The sequence below is a fragment of the Pseudonocardia kunmingensis genome, assembly GCF_006716445.1.
Lineage (GTDB): Bacteria > Actinomycetota > Actinomycetes > Mycobacteriales > Pseudonocardiaceae > Pseudonocardia > Pseudonocardia kunmingensis.
This window is the reverse complement of the sequence record NZ_VFPA01000003.1, coordinates 1-26,871: the sequence shown is the minus strand read 5'-3', so window position 1 is coordinate 26,871 and position 26,871 is coordinate 1. Positions and strand designations below refer to the sequence as shown.

General features: G+C 74.2%; 22 protein-coding genes and 1 pseudogene. 17 read left to right on the top strand and 6 right to left on the bottom strand.

Annotated elements, in window-relative coordinates; all coding sequences use genetic code 11:
• Positions 1-34: 34 nt before the first annotated feature.
• Together FB558_RS23145 and FB558_RS23140 are read left to right on the top strand one after the other, a co-directional pair.
• Positions 35-637 carry a DUF3558 family protein gene (locus FB558_RS23145; protein WP_142056789.1) on the top strand — a complete coding sequence of 201 codons (603 nt, stop codon included), beginning with the start codon at positions 35-37 and terminating at the stop codon, positions 635-637.
• Positions 638-761: 124 nt separating this feature from the next.
• On the top strand, positions 762-1,097 hold the full coding sequence (locus FB558_RS23140; protein ID WP_142056787.1) for a hypothetical protein: 336 nt from the start codon (positions 762-764) through the stop codon (positions 1,095-1,097).
• A 389-nt stretch (positions 1,098-1,486) separates the two neighbouring features.
• Here the strand turns inward: FB558_RS23140 and FB558_RS23135 are convergent, their stop codons facing one another.
• The gene (locus tag FB558_RS23135) at positions 1,487-2,044 is read right to left on the bottom strand and encodes a pyridoxamine 5'-phosphate oxidase family protein (protein ID WP_246106704.1); all 558 of its coding nucleotides are present in this window, start codon (positions 2,042-2,044) and stop codon (positions 1,487-1,489) included.
• A 123-nt stretch (positions 2,045-2,167) separates the two neighbouring features.
• Here FB558_RS23135 and FB558_RS23130 point away from each other — a divergent pair, with 123 nt between their 5' ends.
• The 3 genes from FB558_RS23130 to FB558_RS23120 all read left to right on the top strand — a co-directional run bounded on the left by FB558_RS23130 (position 2,168) and on the right by FB558_RS23120 (position 5,116).
• Positions 2,168-3,451, top strand: coding sequence for a TerD family protein (locus tag FB558_RS23130; RefSeq protein WP_142056783.1), 1,284 nt, complete (start codon positions 2,168-2,170; stop codon positions 3,449-3,451).
• 634 nt (positions 3,452-4,085) lie between these two features.
• Positions 4,086-4,667 (top strand): DUF3558 domain-containing protein, encoded by a 582-nt coding sequence (locus tag FB558_RS43355; RefSeq protein WP_170231486.1) that lies wholly within the window; start codon positions 4,086-4,088, stop codon positions 4,665-4,667.
• 113 nt (positions 4,668-4,780) lie between these two features.
• Positions 4,781-5,116 carry a hypothetical protein gene (locus FB558_RS23120; RefSeq protein ID WP_142056779.1) on the top strand — a complete coding sequence of 112 codons (336 nt, stop codon included), beginning with the start codon at positions 4,781-4,783 and terminating at the stop codon, positions 5,114-5,116.
• Positions 5,117-5,120: 4 nt separating this feature from the next.
• Here the strand turns inward: FB558_RS23120 and FB558_RS23115 are convergent, their stop codons facing one another.
• Positions 5,121-5,789 (bottom strand): FadR/GntR family transcriptional regulator, encoded by a 669-nt coding sequence (locus FB558_RS23115; protein WP_142056777.1) that lies wholly within the window; start codon positions 5,787-5,789, stop codon positions 5,121-5,123.
• A gap of 48 nt (positions 5,790-5,837) precedes the next feature.
• On the opposite strand from FB558_RS23115, the gene FB558_RS23110 reads away from it, so the two are divergent.
• The 3 genes from FB558_RS23110 (at position 5,838) to FB558_RS23100 (ending at position 8,729) form a co-directional block, all read left to right on the top strand.
• A complete protein-coding gene (locus FB558_RS23110; RefSeq protein ID WP_142056775.1) occupies positions 5,838-7,088 on the top strand; it encodes an MFS transporter in 1,251 nt (416 codons plus the stop codon).
• 271 nt (positions 7,089-7,359) lie between these two features.
• Entirely contained in the window at positions 7,360-8,211 is an 852-nt protein-coding gene (locus tag FB558_RS23105) for an alpha/beta fold hydrolase (protein ID WP_246106831.1), read from the top strand.
• Positions 8,212-8,255: 44 nt separating this feature from the next.
• Positions 8,256-8,729, top strand: a complete 474-nt coding sequence (locus FB558_RS23100) for a GNAT family N-acetyltransferase (protein WP_142056771.1) — start codon at positions 8,256-8,258, stop codon at positions 8,727-8,729.
• Positions 8,730-8,732: 3 nt separating this feature from the next.
• Here FB558_RS23100 and FB558_RS23095 read toward each other — a convergent pair whose 3' ends face one another.
• The gene (locus FB558_RS23095; protein ID WP_142056769.1) at positions 8,733-9,803 is read right to left on the bottom strand and encodes a LacI family DNA-binding transcriptional regulator; all 1,071 of its coding nucleotides are present in this window, start codon (positions 9,801-9,803) and stop codon (positions 8,733-8,735) included.
• A 132-nt stretch (positions 9,804-9,935) separates the two neighbouring features.
• Between FB558_RS23095 and FB558_RS23090 the strand changes: the two genes are divergently transcribed.
• Genes FB558_RS23090 through FB558_RS23065 form a run of 6 tightly spaced genes read left to right on the top strand, consistent with a single transcriptional unit; the run spans position 9,936 to position 18,807 of the window.
• Positions 9,936-11,990 (top strand): hydantoinase/oxoprolinase family protein, encoded by a 2,055-nt coding sequence (locus tag FB558_RS23090; RefSeq protein WP_142056767.1) that lies wholly within the window; start codon positions 9,936-9,938, stop codon positions 11,988-11,990.
• On the top strand, positions 11,987-13,636 hold the full coding sequence (locus tag FB558_RS23085) for a hydantoinase B/oxoprolinase family protein (protein ID WP_142056765.1): 1,650 nt from the start codon (positions 11,987-11,989) through the stop codon (positions 13,634-13,636). The genes FB558_RS23090 and FB558_RS23085 overlap by 4 nt, the downstream gene beginning before the upstream one ends.
• Positions 13,633-14,667, top strand: a complete 1,035-nt coding sequence (locus FB558_RS23080) for a Gfo/Idh/MocA family protein (protein ID WP_142056763.1) — start codon at positions 13,633-13,635, stop codon at positions 14,665-14,667. The genes FB558_RS23085 and FB558_RS23080 overlap by 4 nt, the downstream gene beginning before the upstream one ends.
• A 32-nt stretch (positions 14,668-14,699) precedes the next feature.
• Positions 14,700-15,824, top strand: a complete 1,125-nt coding sequence (locus FB558_RS23075) for an NAD(P)/FAD-dependent oxidoreductase (protein ID WP_142056761.1) — start codon at positions 14,700-14,702, stop codon at positions 15,822-15,824.
• A 53-nt stretch (positions 15,825-15,877) separates the two neighbouring features.
• On the top strand, positions 15,878-17,215 hold the full coding sequence (locus FB558_RS23070) for an MFS transporter (protein WP_142056759.1): 1,338 nt from the start codon (positions 15,878-15,880) through the stop codon (positions 17,213-17,215).
• A complete protein-coding gene (locus FB558_RS23065) occupies positions 17,215-18,807 on the top strand; it encodes a gamma-glutamyltransferase (RefSeq protein ID WP_142056757.1) in 1,593 nt (530 codons plus the stop codon). Before FB558_RS23070 ends, FB558_RS23065 begins: the two co-directional genes overlap by 1 nt.
• Before the next feature lie 5 nt (positions 18,808-18,812).
• Here FB558_RS23065 and FB558_RS23060 read toward each other — a convergent pair whose 3' ends face one another.
• Positions 18,813-20,000, bottom strand: a complete 1,188-nt coding sequence (locus tag FB558_RS23060; protein ID WP_142056755.1) for a PTS fructose transporter subunit IIC — start codon at positions 19,998-20,000, stop codon at positions 18,813-18,815.
• Positions 20,001-20,047: 47 nt separating this feature from the next.
• Positions 20,048-21,421, bottom strand: coding sequence for an MFS transporter (locus FB558_RS23055; protein ID WP_142056753.1), 1,374 nt, complete (start codon positions 21,419-21,421; stop codon positions 20,048-20,050).
• A gap of 202 nt (positions 21,422-21,623) precedes the next feature.
• Between FB558_RS23055 and FB558_RS23050 the strand changes: the two genes are divergently transcribed.
• Positions 21,624-23,138 carry an MFS transporter gene (locus FB558_RS23050; protein ID WP_142056751.1) on the top strand — a complete coding sequence of 505 codons (1,515 nt, stop codon included), beginning with the start codon at positions 21,624-21,626 and terminating at the stop codon, positions 23,136-23,138.
• Between the two features lie 50 nt (positions 23,139-23,188).
• On the opposite strand, the pseudogene FB558_RS45760 reads toward FB558_RS23050, so the two are convergent.
• A pseudogene (locus FB558_RS45760) lies at positions 23,189-23,437 on the bottom strand (IS1096 element passenger TnpR family protein); the annotation flags it as partial.
• Between the two features lie 219 nt (positions 23,438-23,656).
• Between FB558_RS45760 and FB558_RS23040 the strand changes: the two are divergent.
• Both FB558_RS23040 and FB558_RS23035 read left to right on the top strand, forming a co-directional pair.
• On the top strand, positions 23,657-26,230 hold the full coding sequence (locus FB558_RS23040; protein ID WP_142056749.1) for an AAA domain-containing protein: 2,574 nt from the start codon (positions 23,657-23,659) through the stop codon (positions 26,228-26,230).
• Positions 26,231-26,454: 224 nt separating this feature from the next.
• Positions 26,455-26,871, top strand: a 417-nt coding sequence (locus FB558_RS23035) for a YeeE/YedE thiosulfate transporter family protein (RefSeq protein ID WP_170231485.1), incomplete at its 3' end; no start/stop codon positions are given.

Here is a 26,871-nt window from a genome sequence, read left to right as displayed (position 1 = left end):
GGAACGACGACCTGAGCATGATCAGCCCGCTACGGTGCTCATCGTGCGATGGGTCGGGGCAGCGGTTCTGGCCGTGCTGGCCGTGCTGGCTTCCGCGTGCTCGCCCGAGAGCCCGGCTCCGTCGGCCCCACCGACGTCCACGGAGGTGCGGCCGGACGGGGTGGTCGAGCTGCCACCTCGGCCACGCGAGGTGCGGCTCGACGGGGTGAATCCGTGCTCACTGCTGACGGAGGGGCAGCGGGCGAGGCTGGGGTTGGATGGGCGGCCCGTGTTGTCACAAGCACCGGTGGGCCTCTATCCGGGCGGGGATGTCGTTGCTTGCGACATCCGCGGGTTCGAGCCTCGGGCGGTGGCGGCAGGCATCAGCTTAGTGACGACGGTGGGCGTCGAGCGGTTTACCTCGGGGGACTTGGCGGCAGAGATCCGACGCACCGCCATCCACGGGTTTCCGGCAGTGGTGGCGGTCCCGACGAGGCTCACCAACTACTGCACGGTGATCGTGGACGTGGCTGTCGGTCAGCTCGTCGACGTGCAGTTTCGGGACGGCGGGCGAACGCCGCCGATTCCGCAGGGGCAGCTGTGCCGAGACGCAGAAGCCGTCGCGGCCGACGTGATGATGACCTTGCTCGACCGCTGAGCTGCGCGGCCACGCCTCCACGAGAGCGTTCCCGATCGCAAACGATGTGTCTTCGGTGACCCGCTGATCCGCGCGGCTGGGCATACCGTCTGATCGATTGGTGTCCCTCCGGAGGAGAGTGTCGATGCCTGGTCAGTTCCCGTCCGCTGCCCTGCGGATCGAGCCTTCTGCCATTCCAGCCGTTCGCGCCCCGATCGACGTCAGCCTCGTCGAGCTGTCGCTCCATCTTCGGCGGCTCAGCCAGGAGGCCTACCTGCCCGAACCGTGGCTCGGCGATCCGGTGAGCGCCGAGGTCGCGAACTCCTACAACCTCCGCGTGATGGACGCGGCCGACGGGCCTTACGCGGCGATGGTCGCCTTCGAGGCCGAGCTGGTGAAGATTCGCGACTCGCTGCAGTTGATGGAGGACCACTACCGCCGCACCGAGGGCGACAACACCGCGCTGTGGGGGCGGGCCTGAACGGCGTGGTCCGACCGGCATCGCGCGTTCCGGAACGTGTGCGCCCTTCAGCATGCGGTCGGGGACGGAAGCCCGTCGACGGGATGTACTGCAGCCGTGTCTCCCATGTGACGAGTCTCCTCCATCACCTTCGCCGTCTCGCTCATCTCGATCGGGTTGGGGGAGTACCTCGACTCGCAGACCGCTCCGGGCGCAGGTGCGAACATCGGAGCGGGCTTCCTGGTGATGCTGGGCTGGGGAATCGCAGTTCTCGGAGTCGCGATCGTGGTTCGCGCGGTCGTCGGCGACCTCGCCCGGGATCGGCCGGCCGTGACCGGTACGACCAGAACGAATAGGAGATCGCGCGTTGGGTGCGTTCCGCGGAACGCGCCCGACGGCGCCGGGCAGCGTCAGCCGCTCGTCGTCGGCGCGAGGTCGAACCTGGTCGCGCCGTACGGCTCCGCCGTGCCCAGCGCGAACACCGTCGACGGGACGACCCGGTACACGTGCCATGGCGGCGGGCCCGCGGAAGGCGCGCTGAACTCGGCCGTCACGCCATCGTCGGTGGCACTCGCCGGCCAGCCGTGAGCGGCGTAGGCGGCGGCGACCGTCTCGATCACGCCGGTGTCGACGACCCGTTCCGCCGATCCCTCGACGACGAGGTCGAAGGCGTTGGTGGCCACACTGACGGCGCAGCGCGGGTCGCGGGCGATGTTGCGCGACTTGCGGGTGCCGGGGCCCGAGGTGAAGTACCAGACGCCGTCGACGCTGATCACCCCGAGCGGCCGCACGTGCGGCGAACCGTCCGGGTTGGTGGTCGTCAACCAGTGCGTGTGGTGCGCCGGGACGCCCGCTCCGGGGGCCTGGCTCGGCTGCGCGTGGAGCGCCTCGTGGACGCGGGCCCATGCGATGGTTGGCGTCCCGTATCCGTCGAGGTTGCGCTCGGACGTCGGTTCGTGGGTCGGCACGGCCGCCCTCCTTCCTGCCGGATCAACCGGCGTGGCGTGGAGTAACAGACCGCCATGGCGGTCCGGACTCATCGCTCCTCGCCTGGCAGGATCTGGGGCCGGATCGACACCGATGGAGGACGCGTGCCGGAGCTGCCCAAGGGTTCGAAGACCACGCTCGGCGCCACCCGGTACGTCGTGGACGTCGGCACCGCGCCGTCGTCGGCCGGGGCGGTGGACGTCACGGCGGTCCTGCTGGGCGCGGACGGGAAGGTCCGCAGCGACGAGGACCTCGTCTTCTACAACAACCCCAGCCACGACGGCGTCGAGCTGGACGCGGGCGGCGCGATCACCGTCGACCTCGCGAAGGTGCCCGGCGACGTGGACCGCGTGCTCGTCGCGGGCAGCACCGAGGCGCAGGGGGCGCGCTTCTCCGACGTGCGCGACCTCGTCGTCACGGTGCGCGGCGACGACGGCCGGGCGCTGCGCTTCGAGCCGCCCGGGCTGGCGGCCGAGACCGTGCTGCAGATGGTGGCCTTCTACCGGCGGGCGGGCGGGTGGAAGCTCGACGCGATCGGCCAGGGCTACGACCAGGGCCTCGCGGCGTTCGCGGTGGACCACGGCATCGACGTGGCCGACGAACCCGCACCGCCCCCGGCTCCCGCGCCCGCCAGGGCTCCCGCCGTGAACATGCAGAAGGTCTCGGTGGTCCTCACCAAGGACTCGCCCGACAAGACCGCGCGCATCGACCTGCGCAAGAGCCGCGGCGAGCCCGGCTGGGTGCTCACCGTCGGCCTGGAGTGGGACGGGCGCGGCGCCAAGTACGACCGCGACGGCAAGGTCACGAAGTACGGCCGCGGCGACCTGGACGTCTACTTCCTCTGCCGCAACGAGGAGACCGGCGACTACGTCGTGATCAGCGGGGAGCGCGGGCACCAGGGCGACCTCGACGTCTGGCCGTTCATCCGCCACGGCGGCGACAGCCAGGGCCCGGGCCGCGGCAACGCGCCCGCCGCCGAGCAGGTGCACGTGCGCCCGACGGAGAACGGCGACCTGCTGGTCAACGTCTACCAGAGCGTCGACAACGGCGGCGGTGCCATCGACACGTTCGGCCGCCCGCGGGTCGTCATCCGCTACGGCCGCGCCGGCGCGGACGGGCTCCCTGGTCCGGACGCCGACGAGATCGTCGCCCACGTCGGCAACAGCAAGAACTCGTTCTGGGCGACCGTCGCCCACATCGACGTCCGCGACGGCGTGCTCACGGTCGACGGCGAGACCCGCTACAGCAGGGCCTTCGACGAACGCATGCCGCTGCTCACGACGTCCGGCACCTGGGTGCGGGCGGCGAAGGGCGGGCCGCGCGGCCAGAGCAAAAAGCGCAAGGGGCAGGGGCTCGACCGCTACAGCGGTCGCTGCCCCGACCGCTGAAACGACATTTTCGACGACCGCTCTCACGACCGCTCTCACGGCCGAGGCACCGGTCCGGCGTCGCGAGGCCGGGCGCGTTGCGGGGGCGGCGCGCGCAGGCGATCGGTGATCGGACGGCTCGCGCACACGTGTGGGCGCACGCTCCCCGTCGAGCGGGAGCATGAACCGAGAAGGAGCGTGCGCGAGCCGGCCGCGCGGCGGATCAAGATCGCCGGTTGAGTGCACTCACGGTCGGTCAGGCAGCAGTGGGTGCACTCGAACGCCGATCACCGCACCTTCGGCGTGCGCCGGTGGCCCTGCTCGGTCGGACGTTTCGCCGGTGGAAGCCGATGACGACTCGGACACGGAGCGAGCCCGCACCCGGCGGAGGAGCATCGGAACGGGCCCGCTTCCGGTGATCGTCCCGATCCGCACGCAAGGGCTGCCGGCACGGCGCTACTGGACGGCTCGGACGGATCATTGCCGGCTGATCGGCGCGAGCCGCACGTCAGGGCTGCGCGTACGACCCTCGTGCGCGACTCGGGTCGATCACCCGTGGTCGGGATGTCGCCGGCGCCCATGCGCCGTGCCGTGCGGGTCGCGCAGTTCGCGGAATCGATGTCCCCGGCGTGATCGGGCCGCTACCGTCCTCGTCGTGCGACGGGTGGGGGGCGCGGTGCTGGCCGTGCTGGTCGGGGTGCTGGTCGCGGCCTGCGGTGTGGAGGAGCCGCCGGCGCCCGCCCCGCCGCCTGAGCAGGGGCAGGTCGAGTTGCCGCCGCGGCCGCGGGAGGTGCGGCTGGACGGGGTCGACCCGTGTTCGTTGTTGACCGAGGAGCAGCGGGCGGAGTTGGGGTTGGACGCTCGCCCGGTGTCGACACAAAGCCCGGTGAGTTTGTATGAAGGCGCCGAGGTGCCGCTTTGCACGATCGGCGGGTTCACGCCCAGAGCGGTGACGGCGGGCGTGAGCCTCGTGACTAGCGTGGGGATCGAGAGGTTCACCTCGGGTCAGCTGGCAGCTGAGATCCGACCAACCGTTGTGCGCGGCTTTCCGGCGGTGTTGGCGATCCCGACCCGGTTCGCGGACTACTGCACAGTTGTCGTCGACGTGGCGCCGGGTCAACTGCTGGACGTGCAGTTCGCGACCGGTGGACGGCAGCCGCCCATTCCTCAGCCCCAGTTGTGCGAGGACGCAGAGGTCGTCGCGGCGGAGGTGATGATGACCCTGCTGGCGCGCTGAGCCGCTTCGGAGTCAAGGCGTTCACGATTGCGAACGATTCGGTCGTATCCGGCCTTCGGAGTTCGACGTGGCCTTACGCTCGGATCGACCTGGTGCCCGTCTGAGGAGGGCGCATGCCCGGACAGTTCCCACCCGCCACTCTGCGGATCGAGCTGTCATCGATCCCGACGGTTCGCGCGGCGTTCGATGATGCGCTCGCTGAGCTTAGGCCCCATCTTGTCCGACTTCGGCAGGACGGCTACATCCCCGAACCCTGGCTCGGCGACCCCATCAGCGCCGAGGTCGCCGGCACCTACAACCGCAAGGTGATGGACGCCCCCGACGGCCCGTACGCCGCGATGGTCGCCCTGGAGGCGGAGTTGCTCCGGATCCGGGATGCGCTCCAGGCGATGGAGGACGACTACCGACGCACCGAGGGCGAGAACGCCGCGCTGTGGGGGCGGGCCTGAGCCGTCACTGCCGGTCGAGCAGCCGGTTGAGAAAGTCCCCGGCCTCCCGCGCCGCCCGCTCCACGTCCTGCGCCGCGATCGCCTCCACCAGCCCGTCGTGGGAGATCTCGTCCTGCTTGTCCAGGCCGTCCGGCATCGTGGTGGCGACGCTGCGGGCGACCACCTCGGCCACCCCGCGGTAGAGCTCGGCGAGCAGCGCGTTGTGCGCGCACTGGACGACCACCTGGTGGAACGCGGTGTCGGTGCGGACGGCGCGCTCCACGTCCTGGTCGTGCACGGCGGCGTTGCGCTCGGCCAGCGCTGCGTGCAGGGCGGCAAGGTCGTCGTCGGTGCGGCGGGCGGCGGCGAGGCGGGCGGCGTCGACCTCCAGCACGCGACGGACCTCCAGCGCCTCCCGCAGCTCGGGGCCGCACAGCTTGCGCAGCGCCCCGGACAGCTCGGTGGTGGCGCGCACGAACGTGCCGTCGCCCTGGCGCACCTCCAGCAGGCCGGCGTGGGCGAGGGCGCGCACGGCTTCCCGGACGGTGTTGCGCCCGACGTCGAGGGCGGCGGCGAGCTCCGTCTCCGGCGGGATGCGGCCGCCGACCGGCCACTCGCCGGAGGCGATCGTGGCCCGCAGCTGGTCGATGACCTGCTCGACCAGTCCGGTGCGGCGAGGTGTGATCAGAGGCACCGGCGCATCCCATCATCCGAACATCCTACGTATGCGACCATAGCTGAAATGGGGACGGAGCGGGTGACGTCGGCGCGGGCCGACACGGAGGCCTTGGTCGGTATCGGCGCAGCGGAAGCCGTGCAGCGCGCCCGGCACACCGCGCTGCTGGGTACGCCGCTGCTGGTCGTCGGGGTCGCGCTGGCCGCCATGAACCTGCGTCCCGCGGTCACGAGCATGGCCGCGGTGCTCGGAGAGGTGCGTGCCGACCTGGGCGCGTCCGCGCTCTGGGCCAGCATGCTCACCGCCGTCCCCACCCTCTGCTTCGGGCTCGCGGCGCTGGCCGCCCCCGCCCTCGGACGCCGATTCGGGATGGCGCGCGCGGTCGGGCTGTCGCTGGCCGTGCTCACCGTCGGGCTGCTGCTGCGGGTGCTGGACGGGCCGTGGGTCGTGCTCGGCGGCACGCTCGTCGCCACCGCCGGGATCGCGATCGGCAACGTGCTGATCCCGGTGGTGGTCAAGGAGTCCTTCCCCGGGCAGGTCGGCCGCGTCACCGGCATCTACACCGCGTCCCTCGCCGCGGGTGGGGGGCTCGCCGCCGCGCTGACGCCGCCGCTGGAGCAGCTGCTCGGCGGGTGGCGCGGGGCGGTGGCCGCGTGGGCCGCGCTGGCGCTGGCCGCGCTGGTGCTGTGGGGGCGCGCCGCGCGCCACGAACCGGCCGGGGCCACCGTCGGGGGCGCTGCGCCGGCCCGCCGCAACCTCATGCGCAGCCCGCTGGCCTGGGCGGTCACCGGCTTCTTCGGGCTGCAGGCGCTGTTCGCCTACGTGACGATGGGCTGGCTGGCCGAGCTGTTCGTCAGCGGGGGCATCGCGCGCACCGAGGCCGGGCTGATGCTCGCGGTGATCAACCTCATCGGCATCCCGATCAGCCTGATCCTGCCGCCGATCGTGCTGGCCCGGCGCTCGCAGTCGGGGTGGATCAGCGGCCTGGCCTCGGTCAGCATGATCGGCGTGTTCGGGCTGATCCTCGCCCCGAACGCCGCACCGTGGGCGTGGACGCTCCTGCTCGGCATCGGGATGGGGGTGTTCCCGCTGGGGCTCGGGGTGATCGCGCTGCGCACCCGCAACGCCGCGGACACCGCGAGCCTCTCCGCGATGGCGCAGAGCATCGGCTACCTCCTCAGCTCGGTCGGCCCGCTCCTGTTCGGTGTGCTGCACGGCGCCACCGGCGGCTGGGCGGTCTCGCTGTGGATGCTGGTCGTGGTGCTGGCGTTCGAGATCGTGCTGGGCTGGGTCGTCGGCCGGCCGCGGTACGTCTGACCCGGGCGGCGGCTGTGAACCGCGGCCGCGGACCGCACAGATCGGATGGAGGCCGCACCCACTGCCCGCGATGTGTGCCGAGTCCACGGGGTGTGTGCCGTCGAGGTCCGGGCGGCGCCGTGGCCGGTGAAGATCAGTCCGAACAGCGCATCATCGCTGCGCCAGGGACATCGGCGTACCGGTCACGGTGATCACGACGCCCCCTCCGCTCGTCGGGACGGGCGGACCCGGCGAGCGTGTGTGGTCACCGCACTAGGCTCCGGCGGTGCTGATGCCCGAGGAGACCACGGTCGGACCGGTGGGGCTGGGTGCGCGCTCGTGGCGCGGTGGCCGCGGGCGGCCGGTGCTGGTGGTGCACGGCCTGTCGTCCAACGCCCGGCTGTGGGACGGCGTCGCCGCGCGGCTCGCCGAGGCCGGTCACCCGGTGGTGGCCGTGGACCTGCGGGGCCACGGCTCGTCCGCGGACGTGCCGGACACCGACACCGAGGACCTCGACGCGGCCCCGACCGACCCCACGCGCGTGGCGTCGGAGGACCTCGCGGCGGTCTGCGCGGACCTCGGGTGGACCGCGCCGGTGGTCGCGGGGCACGCATGGGGCGGCAACGTCGCGCTCCAGCTCGCCGCCGACCGTCCCGGGCTCGTGCACGGGCTCGCGCTCGTCGACGGGGGGTGGTTGCACCTCGGTGACCAGTTCCGCGACCTCGACGCGGCGTGGTCGGTGCTGGCACCGCCGCGGTTCGACGGCGTGCCCCTGACGGCGGTGCGCGCCGGCCTGCGCGCCGGGCACCCGGACTGGTCGCCCGACGCGGTCGAGGGCGCCCTGGGCAACCTCCGCGAGCGGGCCGACGGCAGCGTGACGCCGCGCCTGGAACGCGAGCGCCACCGCGCGATCATCGGCAGCATGCTCCGGCACCGGCCGCGGGGCCTCTACCCGCTGGTGCGCTGCCCCGTGCTGCTGCTCGCGGCCACCGGCGACGCCACGCCGGCGCGCAAGCGCGAGCAGCTCACCGAGGCGGCCGAGGCCCTGGCGCACGCGGAGCTCGTGGAGTTCCACGGTGGCGATCACGATCTCCACGCGCACCGGCCGGAGCGGGTCGCCGAGGAGATCGCCCGGCTGGCCTGACCGCGCGGCCCCCGCGACGCGGCCCGCGGTGCCATGATCGGGCCGTGGCTTCCCCCGACATCCTCGTGCGCGCCGTCGAACGCGAGGACCTCGACCGATGGCTCCCGCTCTGGGACGGCTACAACGCCTTCTACGGGCGCTCCGGTCCGACGGCGCTGCCCCGGAACGTCACCGAGGTGACGTGGCAGCGGTTCTTCGACGCCTACGAGCCGGTCCACGCGCTGGTCGCGGAGCGGGCGGGGGAGCTGCACGGGCTCGCGCACTACCTCTTCCACCGCAGCACGACCGCGATCGCGCCCAACTGCTACCTGCAGGACCTGTTCACCAGCCCGGCCGCGCGCGGGCAGGGCGTGGGCCGGGCGCTGATCGCCGGGGTCACCGAGCGGGCCCGCGCCGGCGGGGCGCAGGGGGTCTACTGGCACACGCACGAGTCCAACCAGCGCGCACGCGTGCTCTACGACGCGGTGGCCGACCGGCCCGGCTTCATCGTCTACAGCCGGTCCGTGGCGCCGGACTGAGCGTCAGACGGGTCCGGTCGACCCGCGGACGACCAGCTTCGCCCGCAGCTGCACGTGGTTCGTGCGGCGCTCGCGGCCGCCGGTGATCCGGTCGAGCAGCTGCTGGCCTGCTCGCGTGCCGAGCTCGTAGGTCGGCTGCTCCACGATGGTCAGTTCGGGGCGGACGAGCGTGGTCCACGGCTCGTCGTCGAACCCGATCAACGACAGCTGCTCGGGCATGCGGAGCCCGCGGTCCTGGGCGGCGCGGAACGCGCCGGTGGCCAGCACGTTGTCGGTGCACAGCACGGCGGTCGGCGGGTCGTCCAGGTCGAGCAGGCGCGTGGTCGCGTCGTAGGCGGAGTCCCGGTCGTAGCGCGCGGAGCCGATCAGGTGCTCGTCGACCTCCAGACCGGCGGCGCCGAGCGCGCCCAGGTAGCCGCGCAGCCGCATCGCGCTCGGGAACGCGCCCCCGGGCCGGTCGTCCGCGGCGAGCAGGGCGGGCAGCTGCTCGCCCGCTTCGGTGACCACGCCGATCCGGCGGTGGCCGAGCTCGAGCAGGTGCGTCACCGCCTCGGCGGCGGCGTGCTCGTTGTCGATGGTGATGCTGTCGGCGTCCGCCGCGCCGGTGACCTGCCGGTCCAGGAGCACGATCGGCACGCCGAGCTCGATGGCGTGCTCGAGGTGGGCGCCTTCTGCGGGCTGCGCGGCGGCGACGATCACGCCGTCGACGCGCTTCTCCGACATCACGGTGAGCGCGCGTTGCTCGGCCACGAGCGCGCCCGCGGTGTTGGCCAGCAGGACCTCGAAGCCCGCAGGCTGGACCACGTCGGTGATGCCGCGCAGGGCGATGGCGAAGAAGGGGTTGGCGACGTCGGTGACCACCACGCCGATCGTCTGCGTGCTGCCGGTGATCATGCTGCGGGCCAGGCCGTTGGTCCGGTACCCCAGCTCGGCCGCGGCGGTGAGCACCCGTTCGCGGGTGCCGGCGCGGACCTGCCCGTAGCCGCCGAGCGCCCGGCCCGCGGTGGCCGTGGAGACCCCCGCCGCCCGCGCCACGTCGATCAGCGACGGCGAGGGCGGCTGGCGAGTCGTCATGGCAGCCCCCCGGCCGGTCCCGCTCGCGAAGCGATCCTCGCGACGTCTTGACGCAGCCTACCCGCTACTGAGAACCTTCTCGCCAGCTCCACTGAGAAGGTTCTCAATCCCGGACGACGGCAGGTTCCAGGAATGACACTCCGCATCGGCGTCGACACCGGTGGCACGTTCACCGACGTCTGCGCACTGGACGAGCGGTCCGGCCGCCTCCACGTGCGCAAGGTGTCCAGCACCCCCGACGACCCCGGCCGCGCCGTCGTCGACGGCGTCTCCCGCATCCTCGAGGACGTGGGCCGCGACCTGGGCGAGGTCGGCTACTTCGCGCACGGCACCACGGTCGGGACGAACGCCCTGCTCACCGGCCGCGGTGCCCGCACCGGCCTGCTGACCACGGCGGGGTTCCGCGACCTGCTGGAACTCGGGCGCGGCCGGCGGCCCTCGCTGTACGACCTGCAGGCCGACAAGCCCGCCGCGCTCGTGGACCGCGACCGGCGGCTGGAGGTCGGCGAGCGCGTCCGCCACGACGGGCGGGTCGAGCAGGGGATCGACCCCGCACAGGTCCGCGAGCTCGCCCGGAGGCTGCGCGAGCAGCGCGTCGAGGCGGTGGCGGTGTGCTTCCTCTACAGCTTCGTGCACCCAGAGCACGAGCAGGTCGTCGAGCGGATCCTCGCCGAGGAGCTGCCCGGCGTGTACGTCTCGGTCTCCTCAGCGGTGCTGCCGGAGTTCCGCGAGTACGAGCGGCTGTCCACGGTGGTGGTCAACGCCTACATCGGTCCGGTGGTCGCCCGCTACCTCGCCCGCCTGCGCACCCGGCTCTCCGAGCTCGGGCTGGGCGCGGTGCCGCACGTCACGCAGTCCAACGGCGGCATCATCCCGTTCGAGGCGGCCGAGCGGATGCCCTCGCGGATGATCCTCTCCGGCCCCAGCACCGGGGTGGTCGGTGCCGCGGAGATCGCCAGGGCGGCCGGTCACCCGAACGTCATCACGTTCGACGTCGGCGGCACCTCCTCGGACGTCTCGCTGGTGCAGGACGGCGTTCCCAAGGTCACCAGCGGCACCGAGATCGACGGCAGGCCCGTGCGGGCCCCGATGCTGGACATCCACACCGTCGGCGCGGGCGGCGGGTCGATCGCCTGGATCGACGCGGGCGGCGCGCTCAAGGTCGGCCCGGCGAGCGCGGGCGCCGATCCCGGGCCCGCGTGCTACGGGCGCGGCAGCGAGCCGACCGTCACCGACGCCAACGTCGTGCTGCAGGTGCTCAACCCGGAGTACCTGCTCGACGGCCAGATGCGGATCGACGCCGACGCGGCGCACAGGGCGGTGGCCGGCGTGGCCGGGCCGCTCGGACTGGACGTGCTCGACGCGGCCCAGGGGATCGTCCGGGTGATCACCGCGAACATGGCCCGCGCCATCCGCGTCATCTCCGTGCAGCGCGGCTACGACCCGCGCGACTACGTGCTCGTGCCCTTCGGCGGGGCCGGACCGCTGCACGCCGTCCGCCTGGCCCGGGAGCTGGGGATGCGCACCGTGCTGGTGCCCGAGACGCCTGGCGCCCAGTGCGCCGCCGGCCTGCTCATGACCGACATCAGGGCCGATTTCCTGCGCACCCGCATCGTCCCGCTGGGCGGCGACGCCACGCGGACCGCGGTGGCCGAGGTGTTCGCCGAGCTGGCCGCCTCGGCGACGGACTGGCTGGCCGAGGAAGACGTCCCCGCCGAGCGGCGCCGGATCGAACGCTGGGCCGAGGTGCGCTACGCCGGGCAGAACTACGAGCTGCCGGTGCAGGTGCCCGACGGCGACATCACCGCGGCCACCGTCGACCAGCTGGTGAAGCGGTTCGCCGTCGAGCACGAGCGGATGTACGGCTACTCCGCGCACGAGGAGGAGGTCCAGGTCGTCACGTTCCGGCTGCGCGCTGTCGGCGAGGTGGCGCGGGCCGAGCTGCACCGCGCCCCGCTCGGCGACGCCGACGCCTCGGCCGCGGTGCGGGCGACGCGCCGGGTCTACCTGCCCGAGAGCGGTGGGCACACCGAGTGCCCGGTGTACGACCGGAGGCGCCTTGCGCCCGGGCACCGGGTCGAGGGTCCTGCGGTGGTCGAGCAGATGGACACCACCACCCTGCTGCTGCCCGGGGACGTCGCGACCGTGGACGAGCTGCGCAACCTGATCGTGGAGGTGGGGCGATGACCCCCGAGGTGCCGACCGTGGAGGACCCGGTGCTGATCGAGGTGATCGGTTCGGCGCTGTCGTCCGTCGTGGAGGAGATGGGCGAGACGCTCGTGCGCGCCGCCTACTCCACCAACATCAAGGAACGCCGGGACTGCACAGCATCGGTGTTCGACGCCCGCGGCCGCATGCTCGCCCAGGACGAGGGCGGCTCGCCGCTGCACCTCGGCTCGCTCATGGGCATCGTGGACGAGATCACCCGCCGCTTCCCGGTGGAGACCATCGAGGACGGCGACGCCTTCATCGGCAACGACCCGTTCAACGGCGGCGGTTCGCACCTGCCCGACATCGTGCTGGTCTCGCCGGTCTTCGTCGACGGCGAGATCACGGCCTGGGTGGCCAACCTCGCCCACCACGCCGACTTCGGCGACCGCGGGCACGCGCACATCTTCCAGGAGGGACTGCGGATCCCGCCGGTGCGGCTGATGCGCCGCGGTGAGCTGCAGACCGACCTGTTCGAGCTGATCCTGCTCAACTGCCAGGTGCCGCACGAGCGCAAGGCCGACCTGCGCGCCCAGATCGCGGCGAACCGGCTCGCCTGCACCCGGTTCGCCGAGCTGTGCGACCGGTACGGGCGCGCCACCCTGGTCGCGGCCGGTGAGGCGTTGTTGGACTACACCGAGCGGCGCACCCGCGCGGCGATCGCGACGGTGCCGGACGGGCGCTACGAGTACACCGACCTTTTCGACTGCCCCGAGCTGGACGAGGAGCTCGAGCTCGGGGTCACCGTCACGGTGCGCGGCGACGAGGTCGCGTTCGACTTCACCGCGCCCGCGCAGGTCCGGGCCAGCGTCAACGTGGTGTGGACCGCGTTGCACGCGGCCGTCTACTACGCGCTGAAGACGCTGGTCGACCCGGACATCGTCGCCAACGCCGGGCTGCACCGGCCGGTCACGATCACCGCGCCCCGCGGTTCCGTCCTGGACTGCGTGGAGCCCGCCGCGGTCAACGGCCGCAGTGAGACCTGCCAGCGGGTGGTCGACCTGATCCACGGCGCGCTGGCGGGCGCGGTCCCGGAGACGGTGACCGCGGCGAGCAACGGCGCGAACACGGGCGTGCACTTCTCCGGTGTGGACGCGCGCAGCGGCCGCTACTTCGTCTACCTGGAGACGATCGGCGGTGGGTGCGGCGCCCGGTTCGGCAAGGACGGCATGGACGGCGTCCAGGTGCACATGACCAACACCAGCAACCTGCCGGTGGAGGCGCTGGAGACCGAGTATCCGCTGGTCGTGGAGGAGTACGCGCTCATCGACGACTCCGGCGGCACCGGGCGCACCCGCGGTGGGATGGGCATCCGCCGCACGGTCCGGGTGGAGGAACGCGACGTGCACTTCTGGCTCGACACGTCGCGGCAGCGCTCGCAGCCGTGGGGGTTGGCCGGCGGCGGGCCGGGCGCGTCGGCCGGGGTGGAGCTCTCCGACGGCGCGCAGCCGATCGACCACGGCTACACCCGCCTGCAGCCCGGCGACCGCGTCTCGGTGAGCACGGCCGGGGCCGGCGGCTACGGCCCACCGGCCGAGCGGGACCCCGAACGGGTCCGCCGGGACGTCGCCGAGGGCCGGATCTCGGCGGAGACGGCGCGGACCACGTACGGGAGCGGCTCGTGAGGCCCCTGCGGACCGCGGTGATCGGCTTCGGGGTCTCGGGGCGGATCTTCCACGCCCCGTTCCTCGCCTGCGACGAGGCGTACTCGCTCGACCACGTCGTGACCGGGGACCCGGGGCGGGCCCGGCAGGCGCGGCAGGCGCACCCGGGAGCGACGGTCCTGGCCGGCGCGGGCGAGCTGTTCGCCCGGGCGGGCGAGCTCGACCTCGTGGTCGTCGCCACCCCGCCGCAGACCCACGTCGCGCTGGCCACCGCGGCGCTCGACCACGGCCTGCACGTCGTCGTGGACAAGCCGTTCGCGCCGACGATCGCGCAGGCCGCCGCCCTGGTCGAGCACGCCCGCGCGGCGGGCCGCCTCCTGACGGTGTTCCAGAACCGCCGCTTCGACGGCGACTTCCGGACGCTGCGCCGCCTCGTCGAGGACGGGGCACTGGGCGACGTGCACACGTTCGAGTCCCGCTTCGAGTGGTGGAAACCCCAGGGCTTCCGCGGCTGGAAGGCCACGACCCCCGTCGCCGACGGCGGCGGGATCCTTTTCGACCTCGGCACCCACCTGATCGACCAGGCCCGCGTGCTGCTCGGGCCGGTCGAGGACGTGTGGGCGGACGTCGTGCGCCGGGCGCCCGGCCCCGAGAGCGACGGCGACGACGACACCCTGGTCGTCCTGCGGCACGCGAACGGCGCCCGGTCGCGGCTGTTCATGTCCGGGCTGGCGGCGGCGCCTGCCCCGCGGTTCCACGTGCTCGGCTCGCGGGCCGGCGTCACGATGTGGGGCCTCGACCCGCAGGAGGCCGCGCTGGCCGCGGGCGGATGGCCGAGCGACCCGGACTTCGGCCGCGCGCCGCAGGCGAACCGCGCCACGATCGGTGTCCCCCGCGACACCCGGGCCGTCGAGCTCGAGCGCGGCGACTACGGGCGGTTCTACCGCTTGCTCGCCGCCGCGCTCGCGGGCGAGGGCGAGCTCCCCGTCGACCCGCAGGACGCCGTCGACGTCCTGGCGATCATCGAGCGGGCCCACGGTCTGCGCCACTGACACCACACGCACGAAGAGAAGGTGGATACCCCATGTCCCGAACCCAGCGACCGCCCGAGCGCGTCGTCGTGGTGGGAGGCGGCATCATCGGCGTCTCGACGGCCACCCACCTGCAGCGCGGCGGCGCCTCGGTCGTGCTGGTGACCGAGGGGGAGCTCGGTGACGGCGCCTCCGGCCGGTCGCTGGCCTGGCTGAACTCCGCGGGCACCCGGTCGCGCGACTACCACGCGCTGCGGATGGCCGGGATCGACCGCTACCGCACCCTGCTCGCCGCCGATCCCGGTCGGGACTGGCTGCGCTTCGACGGCGGCCTGCACTGGACGGCCCCCGGGCAGCGCGCGCAGGTCGAGGACCGGCACCGGCACGAGGTGGCGCACGGCTACGACTCGTGGCCGGCCGGGCCCCGGGAGGCCGGCGCGCGGGTGCCCGGCGTCGACCCCGCGGCGATCCCCGAGATCGCCGTGCACAACCCCGGCGAGGGCTGGGTGTCGCTGCCACACCTGATCGAGCACCTCGTCGGGGAGTTCACCCGCCTCGGCGGGGAGGTGGTCCGCCAGGCCGGTCGGGCGAGCGTCGTGGCGCGCGACAGCGCCGCGCACGGCGTCACCACCACCGCGGGCCACCGGTTCGACGCCGACGTCGTGGTCGTGGCCTGCGGGGCGGCCACACCGTCCGTGGTGGCCGAACACGGCGTGCACATCCCGGACCGCTCGCCGCTGTCGATGCTCGTGCTCACCGAACCCGCGCGGACCCGGGTGCGGGCGGTGCTGAACACGCCGCGGGTGGCGATGCGGCCCCACCCCGGCGGCGCGTACGCGCTCGACCACAGCTGGTACGAGGACCGGATCGTCGAGTCGGCCGGCGGCTGCACCATCGACGAGTCGGTGGTCAAGGAGCTCGTGGCCGAGGCGTCGCACGTGCTGGCGGGCGACGAGGAGCTGAGTGCCGCCTCGTGGAAGCTGGGCCGCAAACCCATCCCGGGCGACGGGGAGCCGGTGTTCGGCGAGCTCACGGAGCTGCCCGGCTGCGTCGTCGCGTTCACCCACTCCGGCGCCACCCTCGGGCTCGTCGCGGGTGAGCTCCTGTCCCACGAAATCCTCAGCGGTGCCCGGCACCCGATGCTCGCGGCCTTCCGCCCCGAGCGCTTCCGCCGCTGATCCCCCATCCCCTGACGGCGGCCAGTGCCGGCCCCGGTGCCAAGGAGAAGCCCGTGACCACGAACGACACCCAGGCGAGCGCGCCTGCGGGGGGACCGGACCTGCGCGCGCGGCGCAAGGTCATCCTGTCCGCGATGCTCGGCAACGTCGTCGAGTACTACGACTTCAGCCTCTACGGGACGCTGGCGGTGATCATCTCCCACCAGTTCTTCCCCAGCGGCGACACCATGGTCGGGCTGATGTCGGCCTACGCCGGTGTCGTGTTGGCCTACGCGCTGCGGCCGCTGGCCGGGATGGTGCTGGGCCCGCTGGCGGACCTCAAGGGCCGCCGCTTCGTGCTCATCCTGACGATCGTGGTGATGAGCGTGGGCACCGCGGGCATCGGGTTGCTGCCCACGTACGCGGCCATCGGTGTGGCGGCCCCCGTCCTGATCCTGTTCTTCCGGATGCTGCAGGGCATCGGGGCGAGCGTCGAGTACACGACTGCGGCGAACTTCATCTTCGAGCACGAGCGGGGCAACCGGCGCAACTACCTCGCCGGCCTGAGCGTGGCGTCCACGTCGGTCGGCCCGCTGCTGGCCACGCTGGTGTCCTTCGCGGTCATCTCGGCGATGCCGACGGAGGCGTTCGAGTCGTGGGGCTGGCGCATCCCGTTCCTGTTCGCCATCCCGATGGCGCTGGTCGGTGTCTACATCCGCAGGCACGTCGACGAGACGCCGGAGTTCAAGCAGATGGCGGCCCTCGCCGAGCAGAACCAGGTCGTGCAGACGCCGTTCCGCACGGCGGTCCGCGAGCACTGGGGTGCCATGCTCCGCGCGATCGGGCTCGGCGCGGGGCAGCGGGTCGGCTCGTTCGTCATCCAGGCCTACTTCGTGACCGCGATGATCAACGCGGGGTTCGCGGCGTCGAACGCCCTGCTGGCGTCCCTGCTCACCTACGCGATCGGCCCGGTCCCGGCGGTGTGGGGCGGCAAGCTCGCCGACCGCTACGGCGGCCGGGTCCCGCTGATCGTCGGCTACGGGGTGTTCGTGCTGGTCACCGTGCCCACGTTCATGGCGATCGGCTCCGGGTCGCTCACGCTCGCCGTGATCGCGGTCGTGGTGTTCACCTTCATCAACAACTTCGTCGGGGCCCCGCTCACGACCGCCTACGTGATGAGCTTCCCGCCCGAGGTGCGGGCGAGCGCCTCGGCGCTGAACTACAACATCGGCACCACCGCCCTCGGGTCGACGGCCGGGCTGATCGCCGTGTGGCTCTTCGGCCTGACCGGGACGAACACGGCCTTCGGCTGGTACATGACGGCCATCTGCATCCTCTCGATCCTGGTGGCGATCTTCGCGATGCCCCCTGCCGTGGACGAGCACCGGCGCGCGGCCGTCGCGGAGAGCTGATGGACCGCCAGGCGGTCGCCGAGCTGTCCCGGCAGGCCCGGTACGGGCCGAAGGGCCCGGTCGCGGGCGAGCGGGGCGCCGTGGTGACCTCGCACCCGCTCGCCACCCGAGCCGGCCTCGACGCGTTGCGCGAGGGCGGGACGGCGGCGGACGCGGCACTGGCCGCGGCGGCCACCCAGCTGGTCGTCGAGCCGCACATGACCGCGCTGACCGGTGGTCTCGAGCTGCTGTACCGGGACGGCCGGACCGGCGAGGCGAGCTACCTCAACGGCAACGTGGCGGCGCCGCTCGCGCCGCTGGCCGGGTTCACCGGGGCCGACCTGGTCACCGGCCGAGGTGTCCCGGTTCCCGGCTGGTGGCCCGCCTTCCGGGCGGCCCACGACCGGTTCGGGACGCTGCCGCGGGCGCGCCTGCTGCAGCCGGGGATCGAGCTGGCCCGCGACGGCTTCGCGGTCAACCCGTACCTGTTCGGCGAGATGTACGCCGGCCGGGCCGAGCTGGGCGCGCACGAGCAGGCGCGTGAGGCGTTCCTGCCGGGCGGCTGCCTGGTGGGGCCGGGGGAGACCCTGCGCCAGGCGCGGGTCGCACGCACCCTGGAGCGGCTGCGCGACGAGGACATGGACTACTACGTCGGCGACTTCGCGCGCGCGTTCAGCGCCGAGTGCGCCCGCGGCGGTGGGGTGATCACCGTCGGCGACTTCCAGGCCTACCGGGCGAGGTGGTCCGAGCCGCTGCGCGGCACCTACCGCGGGGCGGAGATCGTCGCCGCCGCGCCGCCGGACGACGGCGGCTGCCAGCTCATCGAGGCCCTGAACCTGCTGGAGCTGTTCGACCTCGCTGCGTGGGGCCCGGCGCACGGGTCCGTGGAGACGCTCGACCTACTGGTGGCCGTGCACAACGAGGTCTACTACGCCCCGCCGCGCACCGCGGCCACCGACGTCGAGGCCCTGCTGAGCAAGGAGCACGCGGCACGGCGCGTGGCCCGGCTGGGCGCAGGGCTCGCCCGGGCGGCCGCACCCGCGCCCGGCACGATCCACATCACGGTGGTCGACGAGCACCGCAACACCGCCTCGCTCACGCACTCGCACATGGCGTCGCCGTGGGTGAACGGCCTTTTCGCCGAGGGCTTCCAGCTCTCCGGTGGGGGATCGTTCTTCCAGCGCGGCATGCCGTGGCCGGGGGAGCGGGCCACCGTGTACCTCGCACCGAACATCGTGCTGCGCGACGGGGTTCCGGTGGTGGCGTCCGGATCACCGTCGGTGTCCCTGGTGGCGTGCGTGCTGCAGAACCTCGTGCACCTGCTGGACTTCGACCTGCCCGTCGACGAGGTCGTGGCGCTGCCGCGGTTCGGGGTCCGACCGCACGAGCCGGCCGGCGGCTGGTTGCCCGGGGTGACCCTGGAGCACGGATTCTCCCCGGCCGTCGACCGCGAGTTCCGCCGCAGGTGCGCCGCGCGCGGGCTGTGGCTCAAGGACCTGGGCCCGTGGCACTCGCTGACCGGCAACTTCGAGGCCGTCACGCTCGATGCCGGCGCGGGCGTGCTCCGGTCCTGCGCCGACCCGCGCCGCAACGGCGCCGCCGAGGCGTATTGACGGCGCTACGGCGCCGGGCCGGCCGTCACCCCGGCCGACGCGTCCTCGACGGCGCCCCCGCGCCGCACCGACTTGAGGGCGATGACGAGGGCGGCGGAGACGGCCGTGCCGGCGATGACGGCGAGGAGGTGGCCGACGGGGCCACCGATCAGCCCGATCACGAAGACGCCGCCGTGCGGGGCGAGCAGGCTGCTGCCCACGGCGATGGAGAGGGCTCCGGCCACCGACGAGCCCGCCATCAGCGACGGGATGACGCGCAGGGGGTCCGATGCGGCGAACGGGATGGCGCCCTCGGTGACGAAGGAGGCGCCGAGCAGCCAGGCGGCCCGGCCGTTGTCCCGCTCGATCCCGGTGAACAGGCGGGGGCGGAGGGTGCTGGCGAGGGCCATCGCGAGCGGCGGGGTCATCCCCGCGGCCATGACGGCGGCCATGATGACCGGCGCGGTCTCCGAGCCGGTGGTCAGGCCCGCGACGCCGAAGGCGTAGGCCGCCTTGTTGACCGGCCCGCCCATGTCCACCGCCATCATCAGCCCGACGATCGCGCCGAGCGCGATGGCGTTGCCACCGGAGAGGCTGTTCAGCCAGCTCGTGAGCCCGCTCGTGGCGGCCGCGAGCGGCGCGCCCACGACCACCCACATGAGGGCGCCGGTGATCAGCGTGCTGACCAGCGGCAGCACCAGCACCGGCTTGGTGCCGGCCACGGCGCGCGGCGGTCGCCACCGCGTGAGCTGGTACACGACGGCGCCTGCGAGCAGGCCGGCGACGAGGCCGCCGAGGTAGCCGGCGCCGGTCACGACGGCGACGGCCCCACCGACGAACCCGGACACCAGGGCCGGGCGCCCGGCGACGGCGTAGGCGATGAACCCGCCGAGGACCGGTACGAGGAAGTCGAACGCGAGCCCGCCGAGCTGGAACAGCAGCGCGGCCCAGCCGGATGTCGTGGTCGCGTCGAAGCCCTCGGTGACCGGTGGCGCCTCGCTGATCCGGTGGCCGCCGAGCGCGTAGCCGAGCGCGATCAGCAGGCCGCCCGCGGTGACGAACGGGATCACGTAGCTCACGCCGCTCGTCAGCCAGCCGCGGATCTTCGCCGCGGTGCCGGCACCGGCGGCGGTGGGCGGTTGCGGGCTTCGGGACGCGGCGAGGTCGCCCTCCGCGTCCTGGTCGGTGTTCGTGGTCACGGTGAGGAGCTCCATGCGTCCCACCTCCCTGCTGGATGTGTGATGGCGGCGCTGAGTTCGGGTCAGGCCGCGAGGGGTTCGAGGCCCGGGTGCGGGCGTCGCACGTCGGTGCGTTCGGCGAGCGCCGCGCCGAGGTCGGCCAGGCTGTTGCCGTGCCCGCGGGCGGCGTGGCCCAGGCGTGTGGTGGCCAGCCGGGCCATGGCTCCCGCGGGTGCGACGAGGCGCCGGGCGTACCCCGTCCTGGACGGCGCCGGTCCGACGTGCCCGGCGAACACGGCGCCCACCGCGACGAGCGCCGCGACGATCAGGAACGCCACGTGCAGGCCCACGGCGTCGGCGACGATCCCCAGCAGCGGCGGCCCGCCGAGCAGCCCGGTGTACCCGACCGTGGACGCGAGCGCGACGCCCGCCGAACCGGCGAGGGTGCCCGCTCGGGCGATCGCCACCGGGAAGACGTTGGCGAGCCCCAACCCGACCAGCACGAATCCTGCGATCACGACCTCGACGAGCGGCACCGTCGCCACCGCGAGGGCGCCGGCGGTGGCGAGCACGGCACCGCCGCCGACGAGGCGGGTGGCGCCGACGGTGCGCAGCAGCCGGTTGCCGGCCAGCCGGCCGCACGCCATCGCGAGCGAGAACCCGGCGTAGCCCGCGGCCGCCACGGCCGTGGGAGCGCCGAGCGACTCGCGCAGGTGCAACGCGCCCCAGTCGGTGACGGCGCCCTCGCCGAAGGCCGTGCAGCCCGCGATCACGCCCAGCAGGAGGACGGTGCCGCGGGCGCCGCGCGGACCGTCCGCGGGGTCGGCGCCTGCGACCTGCTGCTCGACGTCGCGGGCACGGAGCGTCGGGGCGATCGCCGCGGTCACGACCAGCCCGACGACCCCGACGCCGGTGAGGTGCACCGCCGTCGGCACCGTCGAGGCGACCAGCCCGCCGACCGCGGCACCCGCGAGCCCGCCGAAGCTGAAGCCCGCGTGCAACGACGGCAGCATCGGCCGGCCCGCGGCGCGCTCGACCTGGACGCCCACCGCGTTGGCCGCCACGTTGGCGGTGCCCGTCGCGGCGCCGAACAGCACGAGCGCGACCCCGAGCTCGATCGCGGAGGAGGACAGGCCGGGCAGCACGAGGGTGCTGCTGGCCAGGACGGCAGCGACCGAACTGACGAGCCCGGCGCCGTAGCGGGCGCAGAGCGCGCCCGTCAGCTGCATGCTCGCGAGCGCGCCGAGCGAGATGCACAACAGCGCGAGCCCCAGCGTCGACGGATCGGCGGCGAGCGCGGCGGCGACGTCCGGGATCCGCGCCGCCCAGCTGCCGAACACGGCACCGACGAGGGCGAAGAGCACCGTGGCGGCCACGCGGTACTGCGGGACGGACGGGGTCTGCGGGTACTCGCGCCGCCCGGGGCGGAGGCGTGCGAGACCGGGGGCGAGCGGCATGGGCGTGTTCAACCTCGGGGAGTCGGACGGTTCGGTCGGACGGGGATCGATTCAGGGATCGATTCAGATGAGGTGCGAGCAGCTCGGCCGCACCCGCGCCTCAACACACCCCGGGCGGCGGCCCATTCCGACGAGGGGCGCGTCTGTGACGACCGGCACCGGTCGTTGACCTGTAGTGGAGTTCAACCCGGAAGCTGGTGCCATGACGCACTCCGAGAGCGTGCCGCGGGCCGGCGCGCGGCAGTGGCTGGGCCTGGCCGTGCTCGCTCTCCCCCTCCTGGTGCTCGCGCTCGACGTCAGCGTGCTGTACCTGGCCGCCCCCGCGTTGGCGGCCGACCTGCAACCGAGCGCCACCCAGCAGCTCTGGATCCTCGACGTCTACGGCTTCCTCATCGCGGGCTTCCTGGTGACGATGGGCTCGGTCGGCGACCGCATCGGGCGCCGCAAGCTGCTGCTGACCGGCGGGGCGATGTTCGCCGTGGCGTCCGTGGTCGCGGCCTACGCGCCGACGGCCGAGACGTTGATCCTCGCCCGCGCGCTGCTGGGCATCGCGGGCGCGACGCTCATGCCCTCGACGCTGGCGCTGATCAGCACGATGTTCCGGGACCCGGCCCAGCGGACCACCGCGATCGCGATCTGGATGACGACGTTCTCCGCCGGGGTCGCGCTCGGCCCGATCGTGGGCGGCCTGCTGCTCGCGAACTTCTGGTGGGGGTCGGTGTTCCTGCTCGGCGTCCCGGTGATGCTGGTGCTGCTCGTGCTCGGGCCGGTCCTGCTGCCCGAGCACCGCGACCCCTCCGGGGTGCGCGGCGTCGACGTGGTCAGCATCGCGCTCTCGCTCGCGGCGATGCTGCCCCTGGCCTACGGCGTCAAGGAGACCGCCGCGCACGGGCCCGGGCTCGTGCCTTCGGCGGCGGTGCTGGTCGGGCTCGCGGCGGGGTGGACGTTCGTGCGCCGCCAGCGGCGGATGGCCGACCCGATGCTCGACGTCACGCTGTTCGCCCGGCGGGAGTTCGTCGCGGCCGTGAGCCTCATCCTGCTCGGGCTGCTCGCGCTCAACGGGCTGTTCTACCTGCTCCCGCAGTTCCTGCAGCTCGTGAGCGGCGCGGACGCGCTGGAGGCGGGGCTGTGGATGCTCCCCGTCGCGGCGGCGACCGTGGTGGGGTCGCTGCTGACGCCGCGGCTGGCGCAGCGGGTCGGCCGGACCCGGCTGCTGGCGGTGGGGGCCGCCGTGTCACTGCTGGGCTGCATCGCGATCACCCGGGTCGACGCGGCTGTCTCGCCCGGGCTGCTGGTCGTGCTGGTGGCGCTCACGGTGCTCGGCGTCGTGCCGACCGGCGTACTGGGAACGGACCTGGTCCTGGGCTCGGTGCCGCCCGAGCGGGCCGGTTCGGCGTCGGCGGTCTCGGAGACGGCGGGGGAGCTGGGGGTCGCGCTGGGGGTGGCGGCCGCCGGTTCCGTGGTGACGGCGGTGTACGGCGCCCGGCTCGCGGCCGAGCTGCCCGCCGGCGTGCCGGCCGCGGCCCGCGAGGGGCTGGCTCCGGCGCTCGTCGCCGCGGAGTCGCTGCCCGCACCGGCGGCGACCGAGCTCGTCGACGCCGCGCGAACGGCGTTCACCTCGGCGTTCGCCGCCGTTGGCTGGTACGCCGCGGCCGTGCTGGCGCTCGTCGTGGTGCTGACCCTCACCGTGCTGCGCGACCGTCCCGCGCCGCGGTGACGGACGCCGCGCGAGGTCAGGGCCAGGTGCGCAGGGCCGTGGCTGTCGGTCCAGCCGAACGCGGCCTGCAGGACGGGGTGCAGCTCGTCGAGGAACATGTCGGAGGCGAGCTCCAGGCGGCGCCACAGCGGCGGCTTCGTCCCGCCGAGGTCGACGCGGACGCGGTAGGTGACGACGTCCGGGCGGCGGTCCCGCCGGGGCGACGGCTCGGACGGCTGCAGGCCGGCGAGGTGGTTCTCGAACCGCCTCAGCAGCTCCGCCTGCTCCGGTCCGAGTCCCGACGACCGCGATCGCGCCACGCACCGAGGGTCGGGGTGGGAACCGTCGCGCCGGCACGGGCCTGTGGACGGCCGTCGCACCGCGGTCGGGACCGCTCGGTGAGCGGTGTGACGGTGCTGTCACGGCGAACGACGTCCTCGCCCCGCCCTCACGCGCGCAAGCTCACCCGGTCAGCCCCGTGATCGCCACGTCGAACTTGGTTCAATCACCAGGAGGGGGAAGCGGCGAGCGGGGGGCTGATGGCCGCGGAGTGGGCGGCGCACGTCATCGAAGCGGTCGAGCAGTCGGCCGCGCAGGGGGAAGGGCCGGGCCGGCCGGCGGCGTGGTCGGATCTGGGCGTCGCGGTCCCGGACGGCGACGACGGGCAGCTCGCCGTGCACCTGCGCGGCGACGGCCGGGAGAACATGCTGCTCTCGCCGTGCCTGTCGGGGGAGCAGGGGCCGGAGCACGAGCCGGCGTACCCGGTCGAGGAGCTGCGCGCCGAGGACGGCGTCGTGCGCCTGCGGCCGCCGCCCGGGCTGTCGCCGCGCAGCCGCCGGCTGTGGGCCCGGTCGCCGTCCGCGCGGTTCCTCCACGAGGCGCTGCGGGACGGGCTGCGTGCCGCGGGTCCCGCAGCGCTCGCGGAGGCGCTGGCGCAGCGGCGGCTCGCCGGGGCGCCGACCTCGCGCGCCGAGGCCGACGGGTTGCCCGAGGAGCAGGTCGAGGCGTTCCGCGCCTGCCTCAGCCCCGGCGTCCGCCTGGTCTGGGCGCCGCCGGGCACGGGCGCCACGCAGGTGCTGGCGCGGGCGGTCGAGGCGCTGGCGGGCGAGGGGAAGCGGGTGCTGCTCGTCGCGACGGCCGACACCGCGGTCGACGACGTGCTGCACGCCGCCGTCCGGCGCATGGCACCGGCGGCCGGCACCGCGGTGCGGGTCGGACCCCCGGCGCGCCGGGAGATCGGCATCGACCTGCAGCTCGAACGGCTCGCGGCGCCCGCGTCGCGGGAGGTGGACGAGGAGCGCGCCTCGGTCGCCACCGCGCTGCGGCAGGTCGAGGAGGTGGACGAGGAGGTCGAGCGGCTGCGGGCGGAGCTGGGCGAGCACGACGAGCAGGCCTACCGCGCGGCGGTGGCGCGCATCGACGCCGAACGCGTGCTCGACGAGCTCGGCCCACGCCTCGAGGAGGCGCAGGACGCGGCCGAGACGGCCCGCCGCGCCGCCGTCACCGCGGCCACCGCGCTGCGGGAGGCGCTCGCCGCCCGTGCCGAGCTCGACCCGGTGCGCGACGCCCTCGAGGACGAGCGCCGCGCCCAGGCCGCTCTCGACGTGATCGCGCAGCGCCAGGAGGCGTTGCGGCGCCACCGCGCCGAGCTGTTCGCCGAGGACCGGGCGAGCCGGTGGCGGGCGCGCCGGCAGCACCGGCGTGAGGTCGACGCGGCCATCGCGGAGCTGCAGCGCTACAACGCCGCCGCGGCGGAGGGGCGGCGGCGCTGGCTGGATCTGCAGCTGCACGCGCGTGCGGTGATCGGGGAGCGCAGCCGGGCCGACGTCGACGCGGTGGACCGGCGGAGCGCGGCGGCCGAGGTCGCGATGGCCGCCGCCGACGAGGGCTACCGCCGGGCTCGCGACGCACTGGCCGCCCTGCGCGCCGCCCACTCGGAGGCCGAGGCGATCGGCCTGCCCACGGCCGCCGACTGGAGCCTCGTCGTGGGCAGCGAGTCCCGGGGGCTGCCCGGCAAGCACGCGCGCCTGCAGGAGCTGCTCACCGGTCAGGACGACGCCGACGCGCTGCGCGACGCGCTCTCGGCCCGGCACCGCGAGCTCGTCGAGCAGGCTCGCGGGCTGCGCGCCGTCGCCGTCGCCCGGATCGTGGGGGAGGCGAGCGTGGTCGCCACGACGCTCGCCCGCTCCCGGATCCACCCCGCGCTCACCGGTGCGTCGTTCGACGCCGTGCTCGTCCACGGGGCGGGCAGCGCGGCGCTGGCGGAGGTCCTGCTCGTGCTGCGCCGGGCCACGACCACGGCGGTCCTCGTCGGCGACTTCCTGGAGTGCGGGCCCGAGCAGGCCGGGGGCGTCGATCCGGAGCTGCAGGCGTGGACGGGCGCCAGCTGTTTCGCGCACGTGGGCATCGCGACGCCCGCCGACGCCGCCGCCGAGCCGGGGTGCGTGGCGCTGACCCACCAGTCCCGCTTCGGCGCCGCGCTGCGCCGGCTGGCGAACGAGGCGGGCTACGAGCGGCTGCGCGCCGCCGAGGAGCTGCCCGACGCGGAACCGCAGCCGGACACCGAGGTCGTGCTGATCGACCTCGCCACGGTCCCGGACGCCACGGCGGACCGCCTCGGAACCGCGTTGCCGCGCGTGCTCGCGGCGCTGCACGCGCCCGACGGGCCGGTCGCCGTCGTGGCCCCGTGCGCCCCGCGGGCCGAGGCCGTGCGCGACACGGTGCGCGACCACGGCGGGGCCCGCGACGTCGCCGTGGGCACCGTGCGCGACCTGCAGGGCCGGGAGTTCCCGACCGTGGTGGTCGACCTCGTGGACGGCGCGGGCCCCGGGTTCGGCCCGGCGGTCGCGCTGGCGGGCCGCCGGCTCTACCTCCTCGCGGACGGGACGGCCGTCCGAGCGGCGGAGACCGGCGCCCTGCGGGTGCTGCGCGACGGCGTCGAGCGGGGCGAGGTGCACACGTGGAGCGCCGCGGCCCTGCTGGGGGAGGCCGATCCGCCGCCGGGGCCCGCCGACACCTTCGCGGAGCTCGGCTCCCGGCTGCGGGAGCCGGACATCCCGGAGCAGCGCGAGGGAACCGAGATCCGCATGACGAACGGCACTTTCGTCGGTTAGGTACCGACGAAAAGTGCCGTTCGTCGAAGGGGTGCCTTCCGCGCAGGCGCGGGGCCGGAAGCCGGTGTGATCGCGCGGACGGTGCGCGGGCCGGGGTGCGCGGGCTAGCCTCGTCGCGTGTTCCTCACGCGTCGGCGCCACGTCGACCACTGCACGCAGCGCGCGGCGGCCTGTCGTCCCTGACGACCGCCGCCCGTCCGTCCCTGCGTCCTCGAGGTCTCCCTGTGGCCACCGCCGCCCCCGCGCGTTCCGTCTTCGCGCCCGCGCCCACCTGCGCCGTCCCGCCCGTCCCCGATCCCGCCGCCGCGGTCCAGTGGCGTCCGCTCGCCGCGATCGGCGTGCTGGGGGCGGCGTTGATCGCCTACGTCGGTCTCGCGCACGGCGCCCGCCAGGCCGTGCTGCTCGCGCTCGGCGTCGGGCTCGGCGTCGCGCTGTTCCACTCACGCTTCGGCTTCACCTCCGCGTGGCGCCAGCTCGTCGCCGTCGGCAACGGGGCGGGGCTGCGCGCGCACGCCGTGCTGCTCGGCACCACGGCCACGCTGTTCGCGCTGATCATCGGCACCGGCACCGGCCTGTTCGGGTCCGAGCCGGCGCCGTCGGGCGGGCCGCTGGGCGTCGGGTTGCTGCTCGGCGCGTTCCTG